The sequence below is a fragment of the Selenomonas ruminantium AC2024 genome (assembly GCF_000687995.1).
Lineage (GTDB): Bacteria > Bacillota > Negativicutes > Selenomonadales > Selenomonadaceae > Selenomonas_A > Selenomonas_A ruminantium_B.
In genome coordinates this window covers 1,509,304-1,529,759 of sequence record NZ_JIAC01000001.1, presented here as the reverse complement: position 1 = coordinate 1,529,759, position 20,456 = coordinate 1,509,304, and the positions used below count along the sequence as shown (strand labels likewise).

Annotated in this window: 21 protein-coding genes; all 21 read right to left on the bottom strand. The window is 42.3% G+C overall.

What is annotated here, in order from left to right:
• Nucleotides 1-22: 22 nt before the first annotated feature.
• Nucleotides 23-340 carry a hypothetical protein gene (locus P157_RS0107220; RefSeq protein ID WP_026760398.1) on the bottom strand — a complete coding sequence of 106 codons (318 nt, stop codon included), beginning with the start codon at nucleotides 338-340 and terminating at the stop codon, nucleotides 23-25.
• 9 nt (nucleotides 341-349) lie between these two features.
• Nucleotides 350-685, bottom strand: a complete 336-nt coding sequence (locus tag P157_RS0107215; protein ID WP_155266713.1) for a PBECR4 domain-containing protein — start codon at nucleotides 683-685, stop codon at nucleotides 350-352.
• Between the two features lie 348 nt (nucleotides 686-1,033).
• Nucleotides 1,034-2,029 (bottom strand): 3-oxoacyl-ACP synthase III family protein, encoded by a 996-nt coding sequence (locus P157_RS0107210; RefSeq protein ID WP_026760396.1) that lies wholly within the window; start codon nucleotides 2,027-2,029, stop codon nucleotides 1,034-1,036.
• A gap of 12 nt (nucleotides 2,030-2,041) precedes the next feature.
• Nucleotides 2,042-2,788: an SDR family NAD(P)-dependent oxidoreductase gene (locus tag P157_RS0107205; RefSeq protein ID WP_026760395.1), complete on the bottom strand. Its 747-nt coding sequence runs from the start codon at nucleotides 2,786-2,788 to the stop codon at nucleotides 2,042-2,044.
• Between the two features lie 6 nt (nucleotides 2,789-2,794).
• Nucleotides 2,795-3,010: an acyl carrier protein gene (locus tag P157_RS0107200; protein ID WP_037368202.1), complete on the bottom strand. Its 216-nt coding sequence runs from the start codon at nucleotides 3,008-3,010 to the stop codon at nucleotides 2,795-2,797.
• Between the two features lie 23 nt (nucleotides 3,011-3,033).
• Nucleotides 3,034-3,609, bottom strand: a complete 576-nt coding sequence (locus tag P157_RS14080; protein ID WP_230578500.1) for a GNAT family N-acetyltransferase — start codon at nucleotides 3,607-3,609, stop codon at nucleotides 3,034-3,036.
• Nucleotides 3,610-3,633: 24 nt separating this feature from the next.
• Nucleotides 3,634-4,044 carry a sugar 3,4-ketoisomerase gene (locus tag P157_RS0107190; RefSeq protein WP_026760393.1) on the bottom strand — a complete coding sequence of 137 codons (411 nt, stop codon included), beginning with the start codon at nucleotides 4,042-4,044 and terminating at the stop codon, nucleotides 3,634-3,636.
• A gap of 20 nt (nucleotides 4,045-4,064) precedes the next feature.
• Entirely contained in the window at nucleotides 4,065-5,042 is a 978-nt protein-coding gene (locus P157_RS0107185) for a glycosyltransferase family 2 protein (RefSeq protein ID WP_026760392.1), read from the bottom strand.
• Nucleotides 5,043-5,044: 2 nt separating this feature from the next.
• Nucleotides 5,045-6,796, bottom strand: coding sequence for a glycosyltransferase family 61 protein (locus tag P157_RS0107180; protein ID WP_026760391.1), 1,752 nt, complete (start codon nucleotides 6,794-6,796; stop codon nucleotides 5,045-5,047).
• 18 nt (nucleotides 6,797-6,814) lie between these two features.
• A complete protein-coding gene (locus P157_RS14075; protein WP_037368197.1) occupies nucleotides 6,815-7,546 on the bottom strand; it encodes an ABC transporter ATP-binding protein in 732 nt (243 codons plus the stop codon).
• Complete coding sequence (locus P157_RS0107170; RefSeq protein WP_026760390.1) at nucleotides 7,543-8,319, bottom strand: ABC transporter permease; 777 nt, start codon at nucleotides 8,317-8,319, stop codon at nucleotides 7,543-7,545. Before P157_RS0107170 ends, P157_RS14075 begins: the two co-directional genes overlap by 4 nt.
• 3 nt (nucleotides 8,320-8,322) lie before the next feature.
• Entirely contained in the window at nucleotides 8,323-10,137 is a 1,815-nt protein-coding gene (locus tag P157_RS0107165) for a rhamnan synthesis F family protein (RefSeq protein WP_026760389.1), read from the bottom strand.
• A gap of 30 nt (nucleotides 10,138-10,167) precedes the next feature.
• Nucleotides 10,168-11,043, bottom strand: a complete 876-nt coding sequence (locus P157_RS14070) for a glycosyltransferase family 2 protein (protein ID WP_051598534.1) — start codon at nucleotides 11,041-11,043, stop codon at nucleotides 10,168-10,170.
• Nucleotides 11,043-12,473, bottom strand: a complete 1,431-nt coding sequence (wbaP, locus tag P157_RS0107155) for an undecaprenyl-phosphate galactose phosphotransferase WbaP (protein WP_037368194.1) — start codon at nucleotides 12,471-12,473, stop codon at nucleotides 11,043-11,045. The genes P157_RS14070 and wbaP overlap by 1 nt, the downstream gene beginning before the upstream one ends.
• Complete coding sequence (locus tag P157_RS15630; RefSeq protein ID WP_196243104.1) at nucleotides 12,470-12,637, bottom strand: hypothetical protein; 168 nt, start codon at nucleotides 12,635-12,637, stop codon at nucleotides 12,470-12,472. Before P157_RS15630 ends, wbaP begins: the two co-directional genes overlap by 4 nt.
• 323 nt (nucleotides 12,638-12,960) lie before the next feature.
• The gene (locus tag P157_RS0107145) at nucleotides 12,961-13,974 is read right to left on the bottom strand and encodes a hypothetical protein (protein ID WP_026760387.1); all 1,014 of its coding nucleotides are present in this window, start codon (nucleotides 13,972-13,974) and stop codon (nucleotides 12,961-12,963) included.
• 19 nt (nucleotides 13,975-13,993) lie between these two features.
• The gene (locus P157_RS0107140) at nucleotides 13,994-15,604 is read right to left on the bottom strand and encodes a P-loop NTPase fold protein (protein WP_026760386.1); all 1,611 of its coding nucleotides are present in this window, start codon (nucleotides 15,602-15,604) and stop codon (nucleotides 13,994-13,996) included.
• A gap of 127 nt (nucleotides 15,605-15,731) precedes the next feature.
• Nucleotides 15,732-17,336 carry an NAD(P)/FAD-dependent oxidoreductase gene (locus P157_RS0107135; RefSeq protein ID WP_026760385.1) on the bottom strand — a complete coding sequence of 535 codons (1,605 nt, stop codon included), beginning with the start codon at nucleotides 17,334-17,336 and terminating at the stop codon, nucleotides 15,732-15,734.
• 8 nt (nucleotides 17,337-17,344) lie between these two features.
• Nucleotides 17,345-18,298 (bottom strand): YbbR-like domain-containing protein, encoded by a 954-nt coding sequence (locus P157_RS0107130; protein ID WP_026760384.1) that lies wholly within the window; start codon nucleotides 18,296-18,298, stop codon nucleotides 17,345-17,347.
• The gene (gene cdaA / locus P157_RS0107125) at nucleotides 18,295-19,134 is read right to left on the bottom strand and encodes a diadenylate cyclase CdaA (protein WP_026760383.1); all 840 of its coding nucleotides are present in this window, start codon (nucleotides 19,132-19,134) and stop codon (nucleotides 18,295-18,297) included. The genes P157_RS0107130 and cdaA overlap by 4 nt, the downstream gene beginning before the upstream one ends.
• Before the next feature lie 168 nt (nucleotides 19,135-19,302).
• Nucleotides 19,303-20,367: a branched-chain amino acid aminotransferase gene (locus tag P157_RS0107120; RefSeq protein WP_256211467.1), complete on the bottom strand. Its 1,065-nt coding sequence runs from the start codon at nucleotides 20,365-20,367 to the stop codon at nucleotides 19,303-19,305.
• Between the last annotated feature and the right edge of the window lie 89 nt (nucleotides 20,368-20,456).

Sequence of the window (20,456 nt, the reverse complement as noted above, 5' to 3'; positions counted from 1 at the left end):
AATCAGCGATTTTCTCGAATTATTATTTTGTCCAAAAAGATTCGTCAACTAAATCCTGTATTGTTACAGGCAGTTCACTGCCATCACCAAACAACAGTTCATCATATTTCGATTCCTGCAAAGATAATCCTTTAGCAAAAACAAAATTGGCAAACTCTGCTGTCTCGCTTTTCTCGATAGATTTTTCATCCACCCTCAAGGATTTCGAATAATACAATCCCGCTAGCGGATTTCTGGCATCTGTAACTGTATCTTTATCCAAGCATAACACTATAGCAAGGTCTGTCATACCGATTTGGTAAGTGAATGTCCGTGTTGCCAGATTTTCCAGTATTGCCACTTGTTCATGCTACAGCCGCAACAAGCTTTTCAAGGCTTCCGCTTTTTTCTTTGCGACTCTTATGCTCTGTCCCTTTTGGCGTTCAAATGCAATCTGTGCCCTGTCCAAACGTCCATTTTTAGCATCGTTATAAAAACGTTCTGCTGTATATGCACTATCCCCACCACATAAGTGCCGGAAGCAACGCTTAGGAAAAGCCAGCTCAAAAGACTTGTCGCCATATACATATAGAAAACTTTTCGATGTCAAGGAAGAATATATCTTCGCCGCTGTCGTAATGTCATTTCTTAACTGTTCCAGCGAGCTATGGGCATCCTGCCTTGAATTTCTTACTCTTTTTGCCATACAATCCTTACCATATTGACTAATAAACACAACAATGGGGGCGATATCGCCCCCATTTGTCTGTGAGTTTCCTGCTGGCCGCCAGCCCGGCGCTCATCACGCTATAAGTTACGGACTATATCCTTCCGTATAGGAGCATTGATCCTGGCCAATGCCACCCCGGTGCTCATCGCACGAAATGTTTTGGATTTTATCCTGCTCCAAATACAGCTCGGCTTAATATGGTGCTCACTCACCACAAGATATTTCTATCCCTATGTTAATTTTAGCATTCAGAAACAGCAGTGTCAATATATGGGCGAAAATACGCTGATTTCAATATGAAGTTGTCTGAGAACAAATTAATGTTTACAAATATTTCACTTTCGTCAAATCAATGACACCCCCAGCCCAGGACAAGCCTACGCCGAAGCCCATGATAACCACATTTTGCAGGATTTTATCTGCATTAGCTTTCAGCATATCTTCCAGCGCAATGGGAATGGAACTGGACACGGTATTGCCATATTCAGCTACGTCATTCCAATAGGGCACATCAAGCAGGTCACATTTTTGCTGCAGGTATTTGAGCATGAAGTTGTTTGCCTGATGGAATACATAGTAATCCACATCGGCCTTTGCCAATCCAGCTTCTGATAAGACCTTCTGCAAGGTTTCCGGTACAACTTCCAACGAAAATTCGCTGATAGCCGAACCAACCATCTGCAAGTGATAATTATCCCGAATATTGTTGTATTGGTCAGTAGTTTCCTTTTTGTCTACGCCATAGGGATTACGCATACCGCCAACAGGAACAATAAGGTTTTCTGCCCCGCTGCCATCGGTGCCATAATGAAGTGCCCGAATGCCAAAAGTTTTACTTTCCAAACCTTCTATCCATACGGCACTGGCACCATCACCAAACAAAGGCGCAGTACTGTGATCCTGCGGGTGAATATGCTTGCTATAGGTTTCCGCTGTAATCAGAAGGACATTTTTAGCCTGTCCAGATTCGATGAATCCCTTAGCTATGCCCAATCCATAAACAAAACCAGAACAGCCTAAATTATAGTCAAAAGCTCCAATATGCTTAGACAAGCCTAAACGATTCTGCAACAGGCAGGCTGTCGGCGGCAGGATATAATCCGGAGATTCCGTACAAAAAAGCAGGAAATCTACCTTGCTTCTATCCAGTCCCTTAGCAAACAACTTTTCTGCAGCCTGCACAGCCAAGTCCGAAGCTAGTTCCCCTTCTGCTGCAATATGCCGCCGCAGAATGCCTGTCTTCTTGGTCAAACGATTTTTCTCATTTTCTTCAATCTGTTCGGGCAAAGCGTATGCCAGCCCTCTGATATATGCCTTCAAAACAAAAACTCCTTATGCCAGATAACCGCCGTCTACTACGACATTTGTTCCCGTAATCCATGCAGCCCGGTCGCTAAGCAGGAACAACACCTGTCCCGCGACGTCTTCCGGCCTTCCTACACCTAAGAGTTCACGCTCTATAATCGGTGCCATGTCCGTAAGCTCCGCCGCTTCTTTGGTCATATTGGTCTGCACCCAGCCGGGCAAAATAGAATTGACACGCTGACCACGGCGGGCTATTTCCTTAGCAATGGATTTCACCGCACTGTTGACGGCCATCTTTGCACTACTATATGCAAACTTACCTTTCCAACCTGCTATCGCATCTATAGAAGAAAACAAAACAAAACTTGCCCCCTTCTCAGAGATAGCAGATTTCGTACAAATTTGTAAAAAGTCCATGCCAGCCCAAAAACTTACATCCATTATTTTCCTAGCCATTTCGCTGTCATACTGCTTCAAGGGAGTAATCCCTACAATGCCAGCTGCGTGAACGCCACCATTTAATTTACCTTTTGTCTGCACAAAATTTCGAATGGCCGCGCTTACATTGTCTTTGTCACAGACATCTACAGGTGCTATCGTTATACGCTCTGGAAACTCCGTCTGTAAAATTCGCAGCTTTTCCTCCCGGCGGGCAATAGCTAATACGTCGGCACCAGCTAAGGCAAGTTCCCTGGCCAAAGCACAGCCCATTCCCGAAGATGCACCAGTGACCACAAAACGACAGCCAGTAAAATCAAAAGTTACCTGCCCCATACTCCATCAACCTTTGACAAGTGCATAAAGGTCAGCCACCGTTACGGCTTCACGTACTTGCTCCGCTGATATCTTTTTGTTATAAGTCGTATTTGCCATCGAAATAAAGCTGACAAAGCTCAAAGAATCCCAATCTTCCAAGTCTTCTAATACTGTATCCATAGCCAGCGTTTCTTCCGTATCGATGGTTTCCGTTAATTCTTCAATAAATTTCTGTTCCATTGTAAATACCTCCAAAATAAACTTTAAAATAAAGATTCCTGTAAATCTTCATACAAGGATTTTCTAACCTTTTGATACATCTCTTTAGTGCGGTAATACTCCCGCTGATGCAAATTGTTTACAAAAAGCTCATGTGGATACTGTATTTCACCATGGTTTTCCACAAAACCAAGCATTTTATTCAAACGAATCGCTTTGCGGTTATCCTTAACCACATGGATATGCATCATTTCCACAGATTGATAAAGATAATCCGACAATAGGAAAAAGCCTTCCAAAAAGCCTGCATGATTGCGATATTCAGGATTGCCCAAAAGTAATCTTCCCAATATGCAGCGCCGCTTCTCCCTGTCCATATCCGTCCAACCTAAAGTGGCAAAAGGAGTTCCATTCTCCTTGTCAATAAAAATCATCAGACCCTGCGTATCATCCTGCAAATACCGATTCTGATACCATGCTGTCTCTGCCTCTAAGGTCAATTTTTGTGGCTGATTTAGAAACTTATTGAGTTCTTTATCATTACGCCAATCAACAACTTCAGAAAAAAACTCAGGCGAAAGTTCCTTCAAAATCACCTTATGACCAATTAACTCCGGCACCCTGCTCAAATCACCATCTCCCATTCACTTCTCTGGATGTTCCTTAACAAACTTCAAAAACTCATCATAATCACGGATATAATCACGTTCATCATAAAGTTCTGAAGCAAACACCAGTAATACAGCATCAGAAGAAAAATCAAACATTTCCCGCCACATATTATTGGCTACATACAACCCTTCGTAAGGCTTTTCCAGCGGAACAACCTTCTTTTCCTTCCCATTATCCAACCGAATCTTGCAGTTGCCATGAATGCATACCAAAATCTGCTCTAACTGCTTATGCGCATGATGGCCACGCACCACACCTTCTGCCGTGTCATACATATAATAGACACGTTTGATTTTAAAGGGAATGTCCTTGAATTCCTCCAAGGCAATTAGCTGACCGCGATCGTCTCCATGAGGTTGAAATACATATTTTACTACTTGCATATTTATCCCCCACTCTATATTTACTGTACAAATATATTATTGGTTCCATTTAACGCTGTTGCTTCAAAATATTTTTTCATTGTAAACCCATAATTTTGAATTAAATTTATATACATTTTATCATCTTCAATTAGATTAGCTAACTTTTCCAATCCAGCAGTATGAGCAGAAATAATCGGGTTATTGATAAGAATGAATATAGTAGCTACATCAAACGAATTTGCTCCAAATGCAAAGCCATCGTTCCCCTTAGCTAAAAAGATATCAAAAAAATCATCCCATTCCATTTTATCAAAGAATTTTTTATACACGTCCCGCATTTCAAATTCAAGTCTTTTATCGTTTCTTTTAGAAGATAAATTGTTTTTATGTATTCTATATTTAACTAACCTAGACCTAATAACCTTAATATCAAACTTTTTTGCTATTCTTATCCACAAATCAAAATCTTGTAATTGTAATAGGTGCCTTTTAAATTTTCCACATTTTTCAAAAACCTTTTTATTTATCATCGCCGACGGAGCACAAAAAATATTACCATTATAAAAAAGTTCTTTTAGCACATCACCTTTAGATGAGTTATATTTCTTATAAAAAACAGGCATATACTCATCCGATAGAGTTTTCCCTCTATCATCGATAAGTTCCGGAATGGAGAAAACAACATCAAACCCTTGCTTTTTAGCTACTTCCAATTCTGTTTTTATTCTATCTTTATGAGAAATATCATCTCCAGACATCAATGCAACCCAATCACCTTTTGCTTCATCGATACCTATATTGGTTGCATCACTAGTTCCTCCATTACTTTTGTATATTTTCTTTATTCTCGAATCATTAAATGTCTCTATAATTTTTTTTGTATTATCAGTCGATCCATCATCAACAATAATCAACTCCCAATTTTCATAGGATTGATTTAAGATGCTTTCAATTGCCTCTTGAATATATCTTTCATGATTATATGCAGTCATTATTACAGTAATTAAGTCGTTCAAATTTAAATCACCCCTTTATGAGACAATTCTTTTTTTATTAAATCAACAGGAATAATATAATCATCATGTAAATCATCACGATTATACAGTCTTTCACCATTTATCTGCGCAATATCCACACCACAAATTTGAGCTAACTGATCCCACAATAAACAACGTTTTCCACCAAGAAACTGAGGTTCCAAATGAGGATGATTAGAATATAATACAAAAAACTTAGATTTTGCTGGAGAAAGTAATATATTTGTCATAGTAGCCCCAGTTGGTGCCACTACAACATCAGCTTGCGCAAACAATTCTCTTTGAAACTCAAAGGAAGTTTTAGATATATCAACCACTTCGAATCCATTTCTCACCAAAAATGTTTCAATTTCCTTCTCATTTTTTAACTTTCTGTAATTTCCTCCAGCACGTGATAAATAAATCTTTCGATAATTCGAATGTGATTTCATTTTTACAGCATCACTAACCCTCTTAACATATAATGGATTGATCACAGTATCAATTCCAAGCAACATGTCTCCATGATATCGATCAAGGATTCTAGATAGTTTTGATGGAATCAGTAATTCTTTTACTTTATATGTACATTTCTTTTTTAACTTTAATACCTTTACATTATTATACGAAGATAATAATTGATTAAAAGCACTTTTAAAATTATCATGTATTTTCTCAGGGATTAATAGTGGAAATTCCGAATAATCCTTCACATAATCTAACACATACATAACCATCGGCAAAGATTCCACCATCCAATGGAAATAATTATTATCATACGTGCAAGATATTAATATTCCTTTTTCTATTGTATTATAATTATTTTCTAGAATATGCCTTTCTATCCATCCCACCAATTCATTATTCACATTATGCTTTACATCCAATACATCCCACGGCTTTACACCATAATCTTCATCCCAAAAATCAGCAAGTTCATCATTATAAATAATATCATCTTTAATTACAAGATTAGTACCACCAATCACCTGAACATCATGATACATATTGATATATGCTTGGGGATATTTGTATTTTGAATTATATCCAGGCATATCCTTTAATTCATCCAGTTGCTGTTCCTTACTCATTTTATATACAATTTTGCCGTGCTCTCTAAGCGGAAGAATTTTATATTTATAAAGACGAACCTGTCTAGGGTTCACATTATTTCTCCAATTCCAAATCTCATAAAACAACCTTAAAGCTTTTTCTATTTCCCCCTCATTAAGGAATAAATTTATTGTCTTAACATCATCTTTTCTACCCTTGAACGATATAAAATCATCATCAACAATATATGTATTGTTTACGAAAGTACTATACGGAAAGAGAAGATCATCGTAATGATTTCCAGCCCCATTTAGATATCTCTCTAAAAATTTATTTCTTTTATTATATCGTAATCTATAATAATCAGGATTGAATAACGGATGAGGTTTTCTCCCTTCAGCCTCACCGTATTTTAAATAATGTATCAGAGGATTGTACTTTATATTTCTATCCTTCTCCAAATAATAGCTTACATCGAACAAAATACACGGAGACAAATTCTCCTTCCATCCATATCTAACATAGTGCAACAACCCATGTTTTACACTCCTCAAGTCTTCTCTTTGCCCTTTATAAAAAACTTCATCATACAATCTATGTCTATGTATTATATATGCTTCTAAACATAATAATGCGAACTTCAAATATTTCCATTCCACTCTAAGACAAATCTTATACATTATTGTCCAAACTTTTAGCATGTTATCCCCTCTTTACAGTTATCCCAGCATGTAATCTGTATATTGTGACAAAACTATACTTGGTTTATCATCTGCAATAATTTTGCCATCCCTCAACCATATAACTCTATCACAAAGCTGCTTTATGGAATCCATGGCATGTGAAACAATAACTATAGTCGTTCCTTTCGAACGTATTTCTTCCATTTTTGCAAAACATTTTCTATTAAATGTTATGTCACCAACTGAGAGAATTTCATCCACTAAAAGAATATCAGCAGAAACATTAATAGCTACTGCAAATGCCAATCTCATATACATACCACTTGAATATGTACGTACCGGATTATCAATATACTCTTGAAGTTCCGAGAATTCTATTATACTATCAATCTTTTTTTCAATCTCTTTACGTGTCAATCCGAAAATAGATGCATTAATATAAATATTTTCTCGTCCACTCATATCAGGATGAAAGCCTGCCCCAAGTTCAATTAAACTAGCAACACGCCCGTCTAATTTAATCACGCCTTTGTCCGGATACATAATTCGAGTCAACAATTTTAGCGTTGTACTTTTTCCACATCCATTTTTGCCAATCAATCCTACAACTTGGCCCTTAGGAATTATAAAACTAATCCCCTGTAGAACTGCTCTTTCCTCATATTGATTTCTTTTCCAAAACAGGAGTTTTTCTTTTAGACTAAACCCCTTATCACGATATACCTTAAATGTTTTAAAGACATTATCAACCTCAATTGCGTTATTCATATTTCTTCCGCAAAACCTTTCTTTAAATACCCAAAAGACACAAATCCCACAATCGTCAAAGCGACAGCAAAAAGCATTGTATGTCCTATTGTCATCAATTCAGGAATCTTTCCATAGTACAAAATATCCCGGAACGCAATTGTAACAGGAGTCATAGGATTCAACATAAACAATCCCATGTATTTTTCTGGCACTAAATCGATCGGATACATCACTGGAGTAAGAAACTGCCAAGCCATAGTTACAATGCCAAGAATATGTGCTACATCACGTAAATATACGGTTATTGCTGAGAATACTAATGTCAATCCCAACACGATAAAGTATTCTGTAATTGCAATCAGTGGCAGAAACAACCAAGCGATAAGGGAAATATGATCTCCTGTCAGCAATACTACAGGTAACAATATTAGGAAACTATAAAGCATGTTGATAAAACCTGCAGTTACCGTTGAAATAGGTAGTACTTCTCTAGGAAAATATATTTTTGTGACAAGATTTACATTATCAATGATACAATTCGCGCCCACTATTAGACTTGAAGAAAAAAATATCCAAGGAATCAATGCTACAAACAAAAACAAATAATATTTATCTATTCCCATTCTCATTATTGACGAAAACACGATAGTATAAACTATCAATTGCATAAGCGGATTTATAAATGTCCATAAAAATCCTAACACAGACCCCTTATATCGACCACGAATATCACGATGAATCAAACTTCTGATCATCTCACGATATTGATATAGCTCCTTCAATATAGTCACGTTCTAAATTCTCCTTACTACCATTATTACGCTTTTTACCAATTTCCACATAATCCCAACTACAGGATAAAGCGTATGCGGAATATTTTTCTTAACATAATTTATCAACCTTCGTCTAAACGGAGCGCCTTGAATTACACACTTAATGTTTTCAATTTCATTCGCTGCAAAATCTACATGCATCAACCATCCTGAATAATAGCCTTGATTCTGCGCAGCAAACGGGAAAATTCGCTCCATCGCATGAGATATCGTTCCATCATCGCCTAGCGGCTCTTGGGGAAAATCTGTAATAGCCCATTCATATCCAAACACATCACTCAACGCCTTAGTTCTGCACCAAAAAACGCTCCCCAACGCAATTGGAGGATATTCTAACTTGATATGACTTGACTCTATCCTTAACTTTTTTGCCAATTCCAAAGTCTTGTCAAAACATATCGTCCAAAATTCACCCTGAAATTTTTTGTATTCTCCATGGCACGGAGGAGGTGGCGTCAAAAAACCTAAGCAAGGATTTTCTATAAACGTTTTGAAAATATTCCTTATATAGTTTCTATCACAGAGCATATTGTCCCATAATGCATGAAAATATGCACTACCAACTGCAATTGACTGCCCCATCCGCTTAGATTTCTTATCATGAATAAATCCTAGAATATCATATTTATTCATGACATCGTTGCATCCTACTAATAAAGCTGCCAAATCACGCCCTCTACCATCAACCAAGCGTATATCTTTGACATTTGTTATCATTTTAGTAAATGATGCAATTATTCCCATTTTTTCACTTGTATCAGTTGTTATATATACATCTACATAATCAGGTAAATTTCTGACATATCCTATACATTCTTCTATTAAGTCTCTATAGTATAAATGTATTATCAATGCTATTTTTACCAAACCAATCTTAGAATCATCAAAAACATCATCCGATGATAAAATATAATTCAGCCCCAAACCTTCTTTTATAGCTGTTATATTGTTAGTTCTAAGAAGATGTTGCCAAATAAGCGTCGTGTTGTAATCTGTCTTGTCTTTTATAAAAGTCAAGCTTCGTTTAGGTTCATCACCATAGTTTTCTTCTAAAAAATATCCCCTTCCCTGCGTTAAAGCCTTTCTTTTTAATACTGGATAGTGAAAATTCTCTATTAATTTTCTCTGAGATAGTAAATAGTGATTAATCTTTTTATCATAATCATGTTCCCACTCTCTAGTGTCGCAATACACCGACCACTTGAATCCCATATCTGAAAAATATTTTGTGAAACATACCTCATGTTGAAGCACAGCTTCTTCAAAGCTTTTAGCAGTATTTTTATTCTCCCAATACTCTTTGAACACTCTAGCATGAAGCATCTTTGCCCTTATCACTAAAAAGTATGTTTGAAGATGCTCTGGAATATATCCATACGGGCACAGCCCTAACACATCATCAGTTTTTCCGTGAACCGTCAATCCCCAAAAGTCAATTGTCCTATCAGCCTCCATTTTAGAAAATACTTCTTCCCAAGGATATATAGGGCCATAGAATGAATCATTCATTAATATTAATTCATCATATTCATCCATTTTCTCCTTGTATGATAGAAGCCCTACTTTCCAAGCTTCCATATCAAAGCCTTCATTTTCTCTTTCTATATAATCCACTTGTATTTCACGTATTTTATCTCGTCCAACAGCAGACAACATCCCATTGCTAACGACCAATATCTTAGCAGCTATCTTTTTAGTTTCATTTAGTAGATAAATAACATAATCATCTACTATTCCTTCAGGATCAAATAATACTAGAATAGCGAGTCTCTTCACTGTAATGCCCCTCAATTATTTCACTGAATTTCACATAAACTTATGAGCTATAAACTTTACCGAGTCTAATGTGAGTATTTTTAGAATCCCAACTATTCCTTTTTCTTTACCCACACGCTTTAATTGATAACACACCAGTTTTATTCCTTCACTAGTTGCTGTACCAAAATTTTCTTTTATCCAAAAATGTTCTTTATAAAATCGTCCCATATCTCGATAACGTCGCCATTGACTTGTCAAATTGGGCTCATGAGAGTGATGAACTTCAGCCTCTGCCACATAAGCTATCTTTTTTCCCTGCAACAGGAAGCGGCCAGCTAAGTCCACGTCTTCACAGATATCTACGCTGCTAAAACCGCCATGGTCAACTAAATCCGTTACCCGATAGGCGGCAAAGGAATTGGAGCAGAAGGCTGTTTTTATGCCCAGCTTTTTGACATCTGACATTGACTTGACAAAGGATTCTGCCGGATAGTTGAACTCACGGTCAACAGCGGCATAGATGCTTGCGTCTTTATGCGGCAGTTGGCGGCCATAAGCTCCAGCTACTTCATGGTCAACGAAGGCCAGTAACAGTTTTTCTAAGCTGTCTTTGTTTGGAATCCGTACATCCTGCGTCATATAGATGATGAAATCTAAGTCTGACTGTTCCTGCAGAATCGTCAATGCTTGCTGGCGAGTTCGGCCATGACTGAAGTCTGCCTTGGCAACAATATGTGTCAGCCAGCCTGCTTGCTTAGCAAACTGTACGGTATCATCGGTTGATTCTGAATCCATAACCAACCGGTATTGCGGTTGGAAAGTCTGCTCTGCTAACTCTGACAGCAAATTCTTGAATCCTGCACCAGCCTGATATGTCGGAATCACTATGCCGACATTGGCTTTGGCCAGCCAGTTTTTATCCATCAATAAGCTCCTTTTCTTGCCAGCACCGCTGTAAATGTTTTGACCAGATATTTCATATCCAGCCATACGCTCCAATTGCGGACGTACCATGTGTCCATTTCCACACGCTCTTCATAGGTGGTATCGCTACGTCCGCTGGTCTGCCACATACCAGTAATTCCGGGTCGAACCATGTAGTACTCCCGAATATTGTCACCGTATTTGCACACTTCGCCCTGCACTATGGGACGCGGTCCGACAAGACTCATCTCCCCCTTTAGCACATTGAATACTTGAGGCAGTTCGTCCAGACTTGTCCTGCGCAGGAATGCGCCTAACTTGGTTACTCGCGGGTCATGGGTAAGTTTGAAGTTTTCCTCCCATTCCTTTTGGGCTTCTGGATTTTCAGCCAAATATTTTTTCAATGCCTCACCTGCGTTGGGAATCATGGTCTGGAATTTGTAGCAGTAGAACTCCTTACCATTCCGTCCTACACGACGATGGGCGAAAAAAATTCTGCCCTTATTGTCTATTCCCACCAACAATGCCAACAGAATAAATATTGGCGATATCAGGATGCAGCCGAAGAATGTGACGACCATATCAAAGATGAACTTCGTTGTCCTGTTGCTCCAGCGGGACAGGTTGTTTTTACTTTTAATGATGGTCAGCTGTTCGACAAACAAGGTGCTGATTTCCACACTACCTAACGGTGTACCGACAAGACTCGGCGTAAACAGGATTGTATCTGTTAGATGCTGAACGGATACCAGCAGTTTACGCATTTCTTCTTCAGATAGGCCTGGTGCAGCAATTACTATAGTACGTACCTCTTGCTCTTTTATGACCTTATCTGCATCAGCAAAGCTGCCCAGCAATGGGTATTCTTTCGGCAATTTGCTTGATATAGGATGGTCATCCAACAGGCCAATAACTTTATAGCCATAACATGGGTCATCATCAAAAGCTTCTAACAGTCGCTCTGCTGTTCGCCCCGCGCCAATCAGCAGGATTTTTTCCTGCAGGCAATGCAGGCGCAAGACAAACTGTCCAAGCATGAACCTACCGATAGCAATGTAAAGCAAGCTGAATAGTAAAAAGCAACCAGCATAATATCTTGAAACTTGCAAACGGTTACGCATCAGGAAGATAACCAGCATATACATTAGGAATCCGTAACAGGCTCCTTTGAATACATCCCTGGTTACATCTAGTGATGGCCGATTGAATCGATAGCCATCGGATAAGAACATGACCAGCAGAAATAACACTGGATAATAAATATACTGATATTCCCAAGGCATAACCATTACACGGCTGGCATCCAACCGAAACAACCCTTGAAGCCATAAAGCCGTATGCTCTGCTGCCACAATAGCCAGGTAATCTACCAGCAAGTGCAAACACACGATAATTTGCCTGCTTGTTCCGATATGTATTCCTTGTTTCATTTTTCCTTCTTCATATTGCCCAACGCATACTCACAGCACTGGCGAACCAGGTTATTGACGGATATCTTCTCATGTTCTGCGATTTTCGTCAGCTCATCCAGCAAACTGGCAGGCAGACGAAAAGTCTTATTAATCATCTCTTCCGTTTGACGAACTTCAAACATTACGTTTTCTCCTTCATTTTTTCTTGTAACTTTTGTCAAAAAGTATACATTTTGACACTTTTGAACTCACAAAGAACATTATAACAAATGCATTCTGCAATGTCTATTTTTTCCTTGATTTTTATTTATTTTAGTAACTTTTTGAGACAAATATGGAATATTTTTGATTGCACAAAATACATTATGCGTCGTTTCATAAAGTATACATTTTGACACTTTTTCATTGCTTAAAATAATTTCAAAAACAACAAAAAGGCTGTGTAAGTGCACGTAACACTATACACAGCCTTTTGCCATCTTCTTAATTTTTCACATACTCTGCGCTAATCTTTCCGATATCGTTCCCTGATTAGCCGGATACATTCTGCTACCGATAGATGCTCAGGCATAGCATTCACTTTTTCCCTAAACTCGGCCTCATCCTCTATCTGCGCCACAGCCTGGTACGCCTCTCTCGACGGGCTATGTATGCTAGTCTGTACGCCCGCTGATTCGTGATATATCCCCGCCTTGGGACTTGCCATGACTTCCGCATAATAATTCATTAAAGCCAGAAAACTTTCGTAATGCTCTTTTTCCTGCGGCAAATAGTCAGCATACATTTCCAATACCGACTGATTCTTCCGCAATTCACGCACAGTATCCTGCACCGCCTCGACCGTCAGTGATTTCCACACCTGCAAGTATTGTTTTTCATTCTTCCCTTTCTCTAGTCCCTCTAGCTTCCATACATCAAAATATTCAATATACCCAGCATAATACACTGCTAGTATACTCGCACGAACATATTGAAAAAAGACAAGGTAATCATTCCAATTCCCTGTACAGCGCTTCGAACAAACAAAATCCGCAAAGGCAGCTAATGGCGCACCATCGCGCAATCCTTCCCACAAAGAAAAAGTCTCATGAATAAAATGCATCGAAAAGTCCGTATTATCCTTTTTCTCCCTTTCCCGCGATGTAATCTTTGCATAAAAGCGTACCAGATTCAAGTAATTCTGTGACCGCTTTGTCTTCTCCCATCGAGGTGAAGCAAAATAAAATGCCTGAAATAAATCCCGCCACGGAGAAATGCCTATATACTCAATAACGCCTGTACCTCGCTCCTCACGATGCATCTTCAATCGGTATTGCTTGTATAGTTCAAGCCACTGTTCCTCATCCGGCTCAGATAACACATCCTCCACTAGACGCTCCGCCCAATATACATAGTCATCCTGTGGAACCCGCCCCGCTGCCAATAAAAACCGGATCATCTTCTCCTTGCGGATATATTCTAACCCTTTATGCTTAGCGACATCATCAGCTTTTTGCGTATAAAAATGGCTTATCTTCACAATCTCTCACCTATCCCTACTATTCCGGCAACTTTATCTGGTCAAGCTTCAGCAGCCGCAGAGCCAGATAAAGTTCAAACCGTTCCGGCGCATTCTCATAGTCTTCATTCCTGTAGTCTACCTGCCTCCTTAACTTCGCACGAACAACCGCCAACCGTTGTTCCAGATACTCACGCTTTTCTGCATCATTCCTCGTCATCATGAATTCCATTTCCAGTTTTCGATACGCCTGAGCCATCTGAACCAGCTGCACCTCAGTTCCTTTATCATAAATACTGAAAACTTGCTGCAAATCACAAACAGCTGCTTCCTTAAGGCGCGCATACGCCAACGGTAGGAAATATTCGATATAGCTGAATGCAATAACCGTATCCCTCTCCCACGGCTGAATATTATGAAACCAGCCCAACGACCTCTCTACCGTCTTGATGAAATCCTCCGTACGGCGGATTGTAATTGACTTTGCCAGATATCGTTCCACCCATACCGATTCATCCTCCCATATCGGCTGCGAAACATACGTTGAGCCCATGGGAAGCTCCCAAATTTCCTGACTGGTAAGTTTATAGGCTGCTTTTGTATCCTGCTGCATTTGCTGAATCATCGTTTTAAGCGATATCGGACTTAAATCCATATGACAACGCATATACTTTTCCAAAAACTGTTCCGTAAAGCCCATATCCTTCATGTGTCTGCGGTCATACTGGTAAATAGCCTTAATCCCGCCTCGCCACACGGTATCATTAGCCGCTGTCAGCTTCTCGGTCAGATAAAGAATATTTCTCACGGCATCCGCATTCTGTAATCGGTCTAAATCCTCATAAATAATCAGGACGTTTTTCCGCAACCGCAACAGCTCCTTGCGAAAATCTGCAAAAATCTTCGCATATCTCTTATCGACACCCTCCCAAATACTCTCTAGCAAATTAACCTTAGCCGCCTTAAATACCCCCTGCAGTTTGCGCATATTACTAGAAACTCTGCCGTTAGTAAACAAAACATTATTAACTTCCTGCACCAGATACTCCGCAAAAGAATCCAGCCGCACAGCCAAAACATCAATCTTCACAATCTCATAAGGAATATTATCCGGCTTTCCAGACTCAACCTGCAAGGCCGCCACAAGCCCCTCCATTAAAAATGATTTTCCCTGTCCCCATTCTGCCTCCAAACCAATCGTCGTTACCTTCGGATCATGCACATAGCCCAATAGTCGCTTCAAATCATCCTCCCGCTCTAAAAATAAATTACGCGCATGCCAGTCCACACTCCTCCGATTATTTTCCTCACGGTACTCTGCATATTTTATCAGTGAAAAAAGCGCTAAACAGACTAAAAACGAAACAATCACAGGCCCATAATGGAACAGGCTGGGCATAAGCTCCGCTACCTGTTCCATGCGTAAATCCTTCACTTCCGCCGCACCAAATTTCCCGCATAAACTTCCAGCCAGCAGCAACAGACCCTTAATATACAAGGGAAGATTACAGGAAATCTTGACATTTAACAAAAGTAAGCTAAACAGCAGCACAACGGCAGCACCATATAGAGAATTAGCCCCCTCCGGCAAACAACCGCCAATAAAAGCAGCCACCAAGAATAAAGAACTCCACTGTTTCACAGTACGCATCCTCAGCCTCCTCCACCATCTGTCTCTTCAATAAAACACATAAATTTTTATCATCTCTTCAAAATGTAAGAACCCAGCTGCCTGTTCCACATAAACAGACCGCTAGGCCCCTTTCGTTTAATTTATATTAAATTTTGTAATTCAAAAATGACAGCGCTGCCTTCATGCCATCCACCGCGGCACTCATAATGCCACCGGCATAGCCTGCGCCCTCTCCCATGGGATAGAGGCCGTTTACACCTTCTGCCAGCATGGTTTCACGACTGCGGCAGATGCGGCAGGGTGCAGAGGAACGGGCTTCTACGCCGGTCATCACCGCACCTTTATCGGCAAAGCCCTTGATTTTGTGGTCAAAGTGCGGCAGTGCGCCTTCGAGCGTCTGTGTCAGGAAGTTTGGCAGGCAGTTATGCAGGTCCACGGCCTTTACGCCAGGCTGATAAGTGGGCTTGGTCAGGAACTGCGTGGAACCAGATGTTCCTCCGAGGAAATCTCCAACCGTCTGCACCGGGGCGTAGTAGTTGCTGCCACCGAGCTCAAAGGCCAATTTTTCAAGCTTATCCTGCAAGTTCATACCTGCAAGCACTTCCTGCCCGAAATCATCGGGGCCGACCTGCACCAACAGGGCGCTGTTGGCAATACCGGAATCGCGCTTGTAATTGCTCATGCCGTTAGTGCAGACCTGACCTTTTAGGGACGTTGCCGCAACGACCTGACCGCCGGGACACATGCAGAAGGAGTATGCTCCCCGCCCTGTTTTGGGGTCTTTATAGGTCAGCGCGTAATCAGCCACCGGCAGGCGGGGATTGCCTGCATCCTCACCATACTGTGCCCTGTCGATAAATTCCTGAGGATGCTCAATACGCACGCCGATAGCAAAGGGTTTTGCTTCCATTTTGAGGCCTTTGCTCAGCAACATGCGATACGTATCCCGCGCAGAATGGCCAATACCCAGGAAAACATCATGACAGGCGATACGTTCCTCGCCGTTGACGATTACCGCCTGCAGCTGGCCATTTTCGATTTCCATATCCGTCACCTGCGCCTCAAAGCGCACTTCGCCGCCCAAGCGGATAATTTCCTTACGGATATTCTTCACCACACCCTGCAGCAAATCCGTGCCGATATGCGGCTTATGCAGGTAGCGGATTTCCTCGGGCGCTCCGGCCACAATAAAGGCTGCCAGCACATCCTGTATATGGCTGTCACTGATGCGGGTGGTGAGCTTGCCGTCAGAGAATGTACCTGCACCGCCCTCACCGAACTGCACGTTGGAACGCTCGTTTAATATCCCCGTCTGCCAGAAGCGCTCGATAGCCGCCTTGCGGTTATCCACATCACCGCCACGCTCCAGTACCAAAGGATTCCAGCCAGCCTTGGCTAAGGTCAGGGCCGCAAACATACCCGCGGGGCCAAAGCCCACCACGACAGGGCGCAGTTCACCCTCTTTACGCGGACGGAAGTTCGCGTTAACCGGCTTAGTCCCCGCCACCAGCTCCACGTTTTTATCCTTGCGCAGTTTTTTGAGGATGTTTTTCTCCGGCATATTCACCGTCACATCCAGCATGTAAACAAACTGCACGGGCGCCCCATGGTAACGGCGGGCATCTACAGCCTTACGCACAATTACCACCTCAGTAACGGCCTGAGGTGGTAATTGCAAGCGTTTGGCTGCAAGTGTTGTCAGGGGGCGCTCATCATCAAAGGCCACCTGCAAATTTTTTATGCGAATCACTTGTAGCTTCACTCCATACTTTTTCCTGTTTTCTTATCCTTAACCACGATATGCACCAGCACATCATGGTTCGTCACCGTAACCCCCGGCGGCAGGGCTAGCTTTACGGTCTTGTCGGTGTTCTGCAGAACATCCGCCAGCGTAATCTTTTCTGTATTTACCGCCGTAAGACCGGAAATGATGTTTTCTGCACCGGCCACTTCAATCTGCAGCGGATTCGGCTTGATGGACACCAGTTCCAAATAAGCAGGCAAATCCGCCTCGCTTACGGGATGAATGGTAACGATTTTCTTGGTGAGTCCCCGGGCCATCTGCACCGTCACATACATGGTAGCTGGCTGGATGGTTACACCGGAAACCTCCTTGCCATCGGCATTGATGGCAGTCAAGGGCACCTGCAGGGCAAAGTCTGCATCATTCTTGCTGGTCAGTCCCACATAGCCGATAAGGCGTTCCACCTCTTTCACGGCCGAGGACGGGCCTTCCACCATGACTTCGGAGCTGGCCTGGGTTACTTTGGCCACCGTCACGCCACTGGCTGGAGAACCATTGACGTTGATATCCGCCCGCACCTTGCGGCGCACAATGGGGTCAAGGGTGACTTCCACCGTGCCGGGCTGCACATCCACAAGTTCAAAGCCTTGGGGCATCTTGACGCGAACCTTATATTCACCCTTGCCAGACTTTGCCTCCCGCAAGTCCACGCTGGCTTCAAAATTGACATCGCTGTTGCTGACAAAGAGGGAGCGGGCCCCGCGCACGGTAATCTTGACTTTATCAGTCCCCTGGGTAACCTTATACCCCTCCGGCACATTGACGAGCTGCACCTGCGCCGTGAAGCTGCCCTCGGTGGACGGGTTCTGCTCATTCATCACATAACCCCAGAGAATCACGGCCACCAGAATAGCCACTATCTTTGCTGCTATATTTCGTTGAATTAAACTGCGAAAGCGTGAAATCATTTCTTCTTCCTCCAGTTCATCACCATATCCTTGATGCCGGTGGCTGGCACTTCAAAGGCTGGCATCAGGACTTCCTGCAGATACTCAGGACTTAAATGCCGCATGATATGGCCGTTTTCCGCCACAGAAATGGTGCCGGTTTCCTCGCTGACCACCACAATGAGGGCATCGCACTGCTCAGACAGGCCGATAGCTGCCCGGTGGCGGGTGCCCAGTTCCGTGGACAAGGTGCGGTTCTCCGTCAAGGGCAGAAGGCAGCCTGCCGCAATCAGACGATTGCCGCGGATAACGGAAGCACCATCGTGAAGGGGCGTATTGACAATAAAGACATTGAGCAGGAATTCTGCCGAAATCAAGCCGTCAATCCGAATGCCCGTGGCGCTTACGTCATTAAGCCCCATATTGCGCTCAATAACCAGCAGGGCACCTGTTTTCGTAGCAGCCAGCTGCTTCACCGCCTTGGTGATTTCGCTGACAACCGACCGGGCTTCCTCATCATCCAGCAGAGCCGAACTGCCTAAGAATCTCCCCTGCCCTAGATGCTCCAATGCTCGCCTAAGTTCCGGCTGAAAGACGATAGGCAAGGCCACAAAGAGCAGTGTCACGGTTTTTTGCAGCAACCAGGAAATGACATGCAAATCGAGCCAGCTGCAGACCATGGTCACCGCCAGCAGAACCAGAATACCTTTCACCAGCGTAATGGCCCGGGTGTCCTGGAGCATTTCATATACTTTATACAGAATTGCCGCCACAATCAGGATATCCAGCACATCGAACCAGCCAATGGTGGAGAGAATTCCATGAAATTGTACAGGCAAGGATAAATCAATCGGCATAAAACAAAACTCCCTAGTGTTACACTTCCGTTATATTGCTATCTACTATTATATGAAGAATTCGTGTCCTTTGTAAAGAACTCCTTGTTGCTATTGTAAAATTTTACGCTTTTTTTCTAAAAATAATATGAAAAAAGCCATCCCCCACAGGAGACGGCTTCAAAAAACTTATTTAATTTCGCGAATCCAACCTTCCGGTGCTTCCACCGTACCCAGCTGCACACCACGCAGGGTGTTGTAGAGTTTGGTGAGGACAGGGCCCATTTCCTGCATGCCGCTGGCAAATTCGATGGTCTTGTCCTTGGAAACCACTTTGCCCACCGGGCAGATAACGGCTGCCGTACCGCAAAGACCTGCTTCGGCAAATTCCTCCAATTCGGTGAACTTAACCGGACGGTGTTCCACCTTATAGCCCAGTTTTTCAGCCAGAGCTACCAAAGAGCGGCGGGTGATGGAGGGCAGGATGGAGTTGGACTTCGGCGTCACGATGACGTTGTCCTTGGTGACGAAGAGGAAGTTGGCACCGCCGGTTTCCTCAACGTAGGTGCGGGTAGCCGCATCGAGATACATATTTTCATCAAAGCCGTTTTCATGGGCCAGTATGTAGGGGTGCAGGCTCATGGCGTAGTTCAGGCCAGCCTTGATATCACCGGTGCCATGAGGAGCAGCTCGGTCGAAATCGCTCACGCAGATGGTGATGGGCTTGATGCCGTTCTTGAAGTAAGAACCTACCGGCGTACCAAAGAGACGGAACTGATATTCATCCGACGGCTTAACACCGATAACCGGGCCCGTAGCAAAGAGATACGGACGCAGGTACAGGGCACCGCCGGACTCATAAGGCGGAATCCAATCCTTATTGGCCGATACCACCTGGTCTACGGCCTCCATGAACATTTCCTCCGGCACCGGCGGCATAACCAGACGCTTAGCCGAATCCATCATGCGCTTGGCATTCAGGTCAGGACGGAAGGTTACGATACGGCCATCTTTCGTGCGGTAAGCCTTCAAGCCTTCAAATACTTCCTGGCAATACTGTAAAATACCGGCACACTCATTGAGTACGATTGTGGCATCTTCTGTCAAACCGCCCTTCTCCCAATGACCATCCTTATAGTTCGCCACATAACGCTTGGTAATCGGCTGATAGTTAAAGCCGAGATTTGACCAGTCAATGTTTACATTTGCCATGCTAAAACCCCTTTTCTTTTCCTCAAAGTAACTACATTCTATTCCTGTAATACACAAATGTCAAGGATTTGCTGGCATTTTTACAAAAAAGATACCTATTTTACAAATCTGTTCCCGTTAACAGGACATCT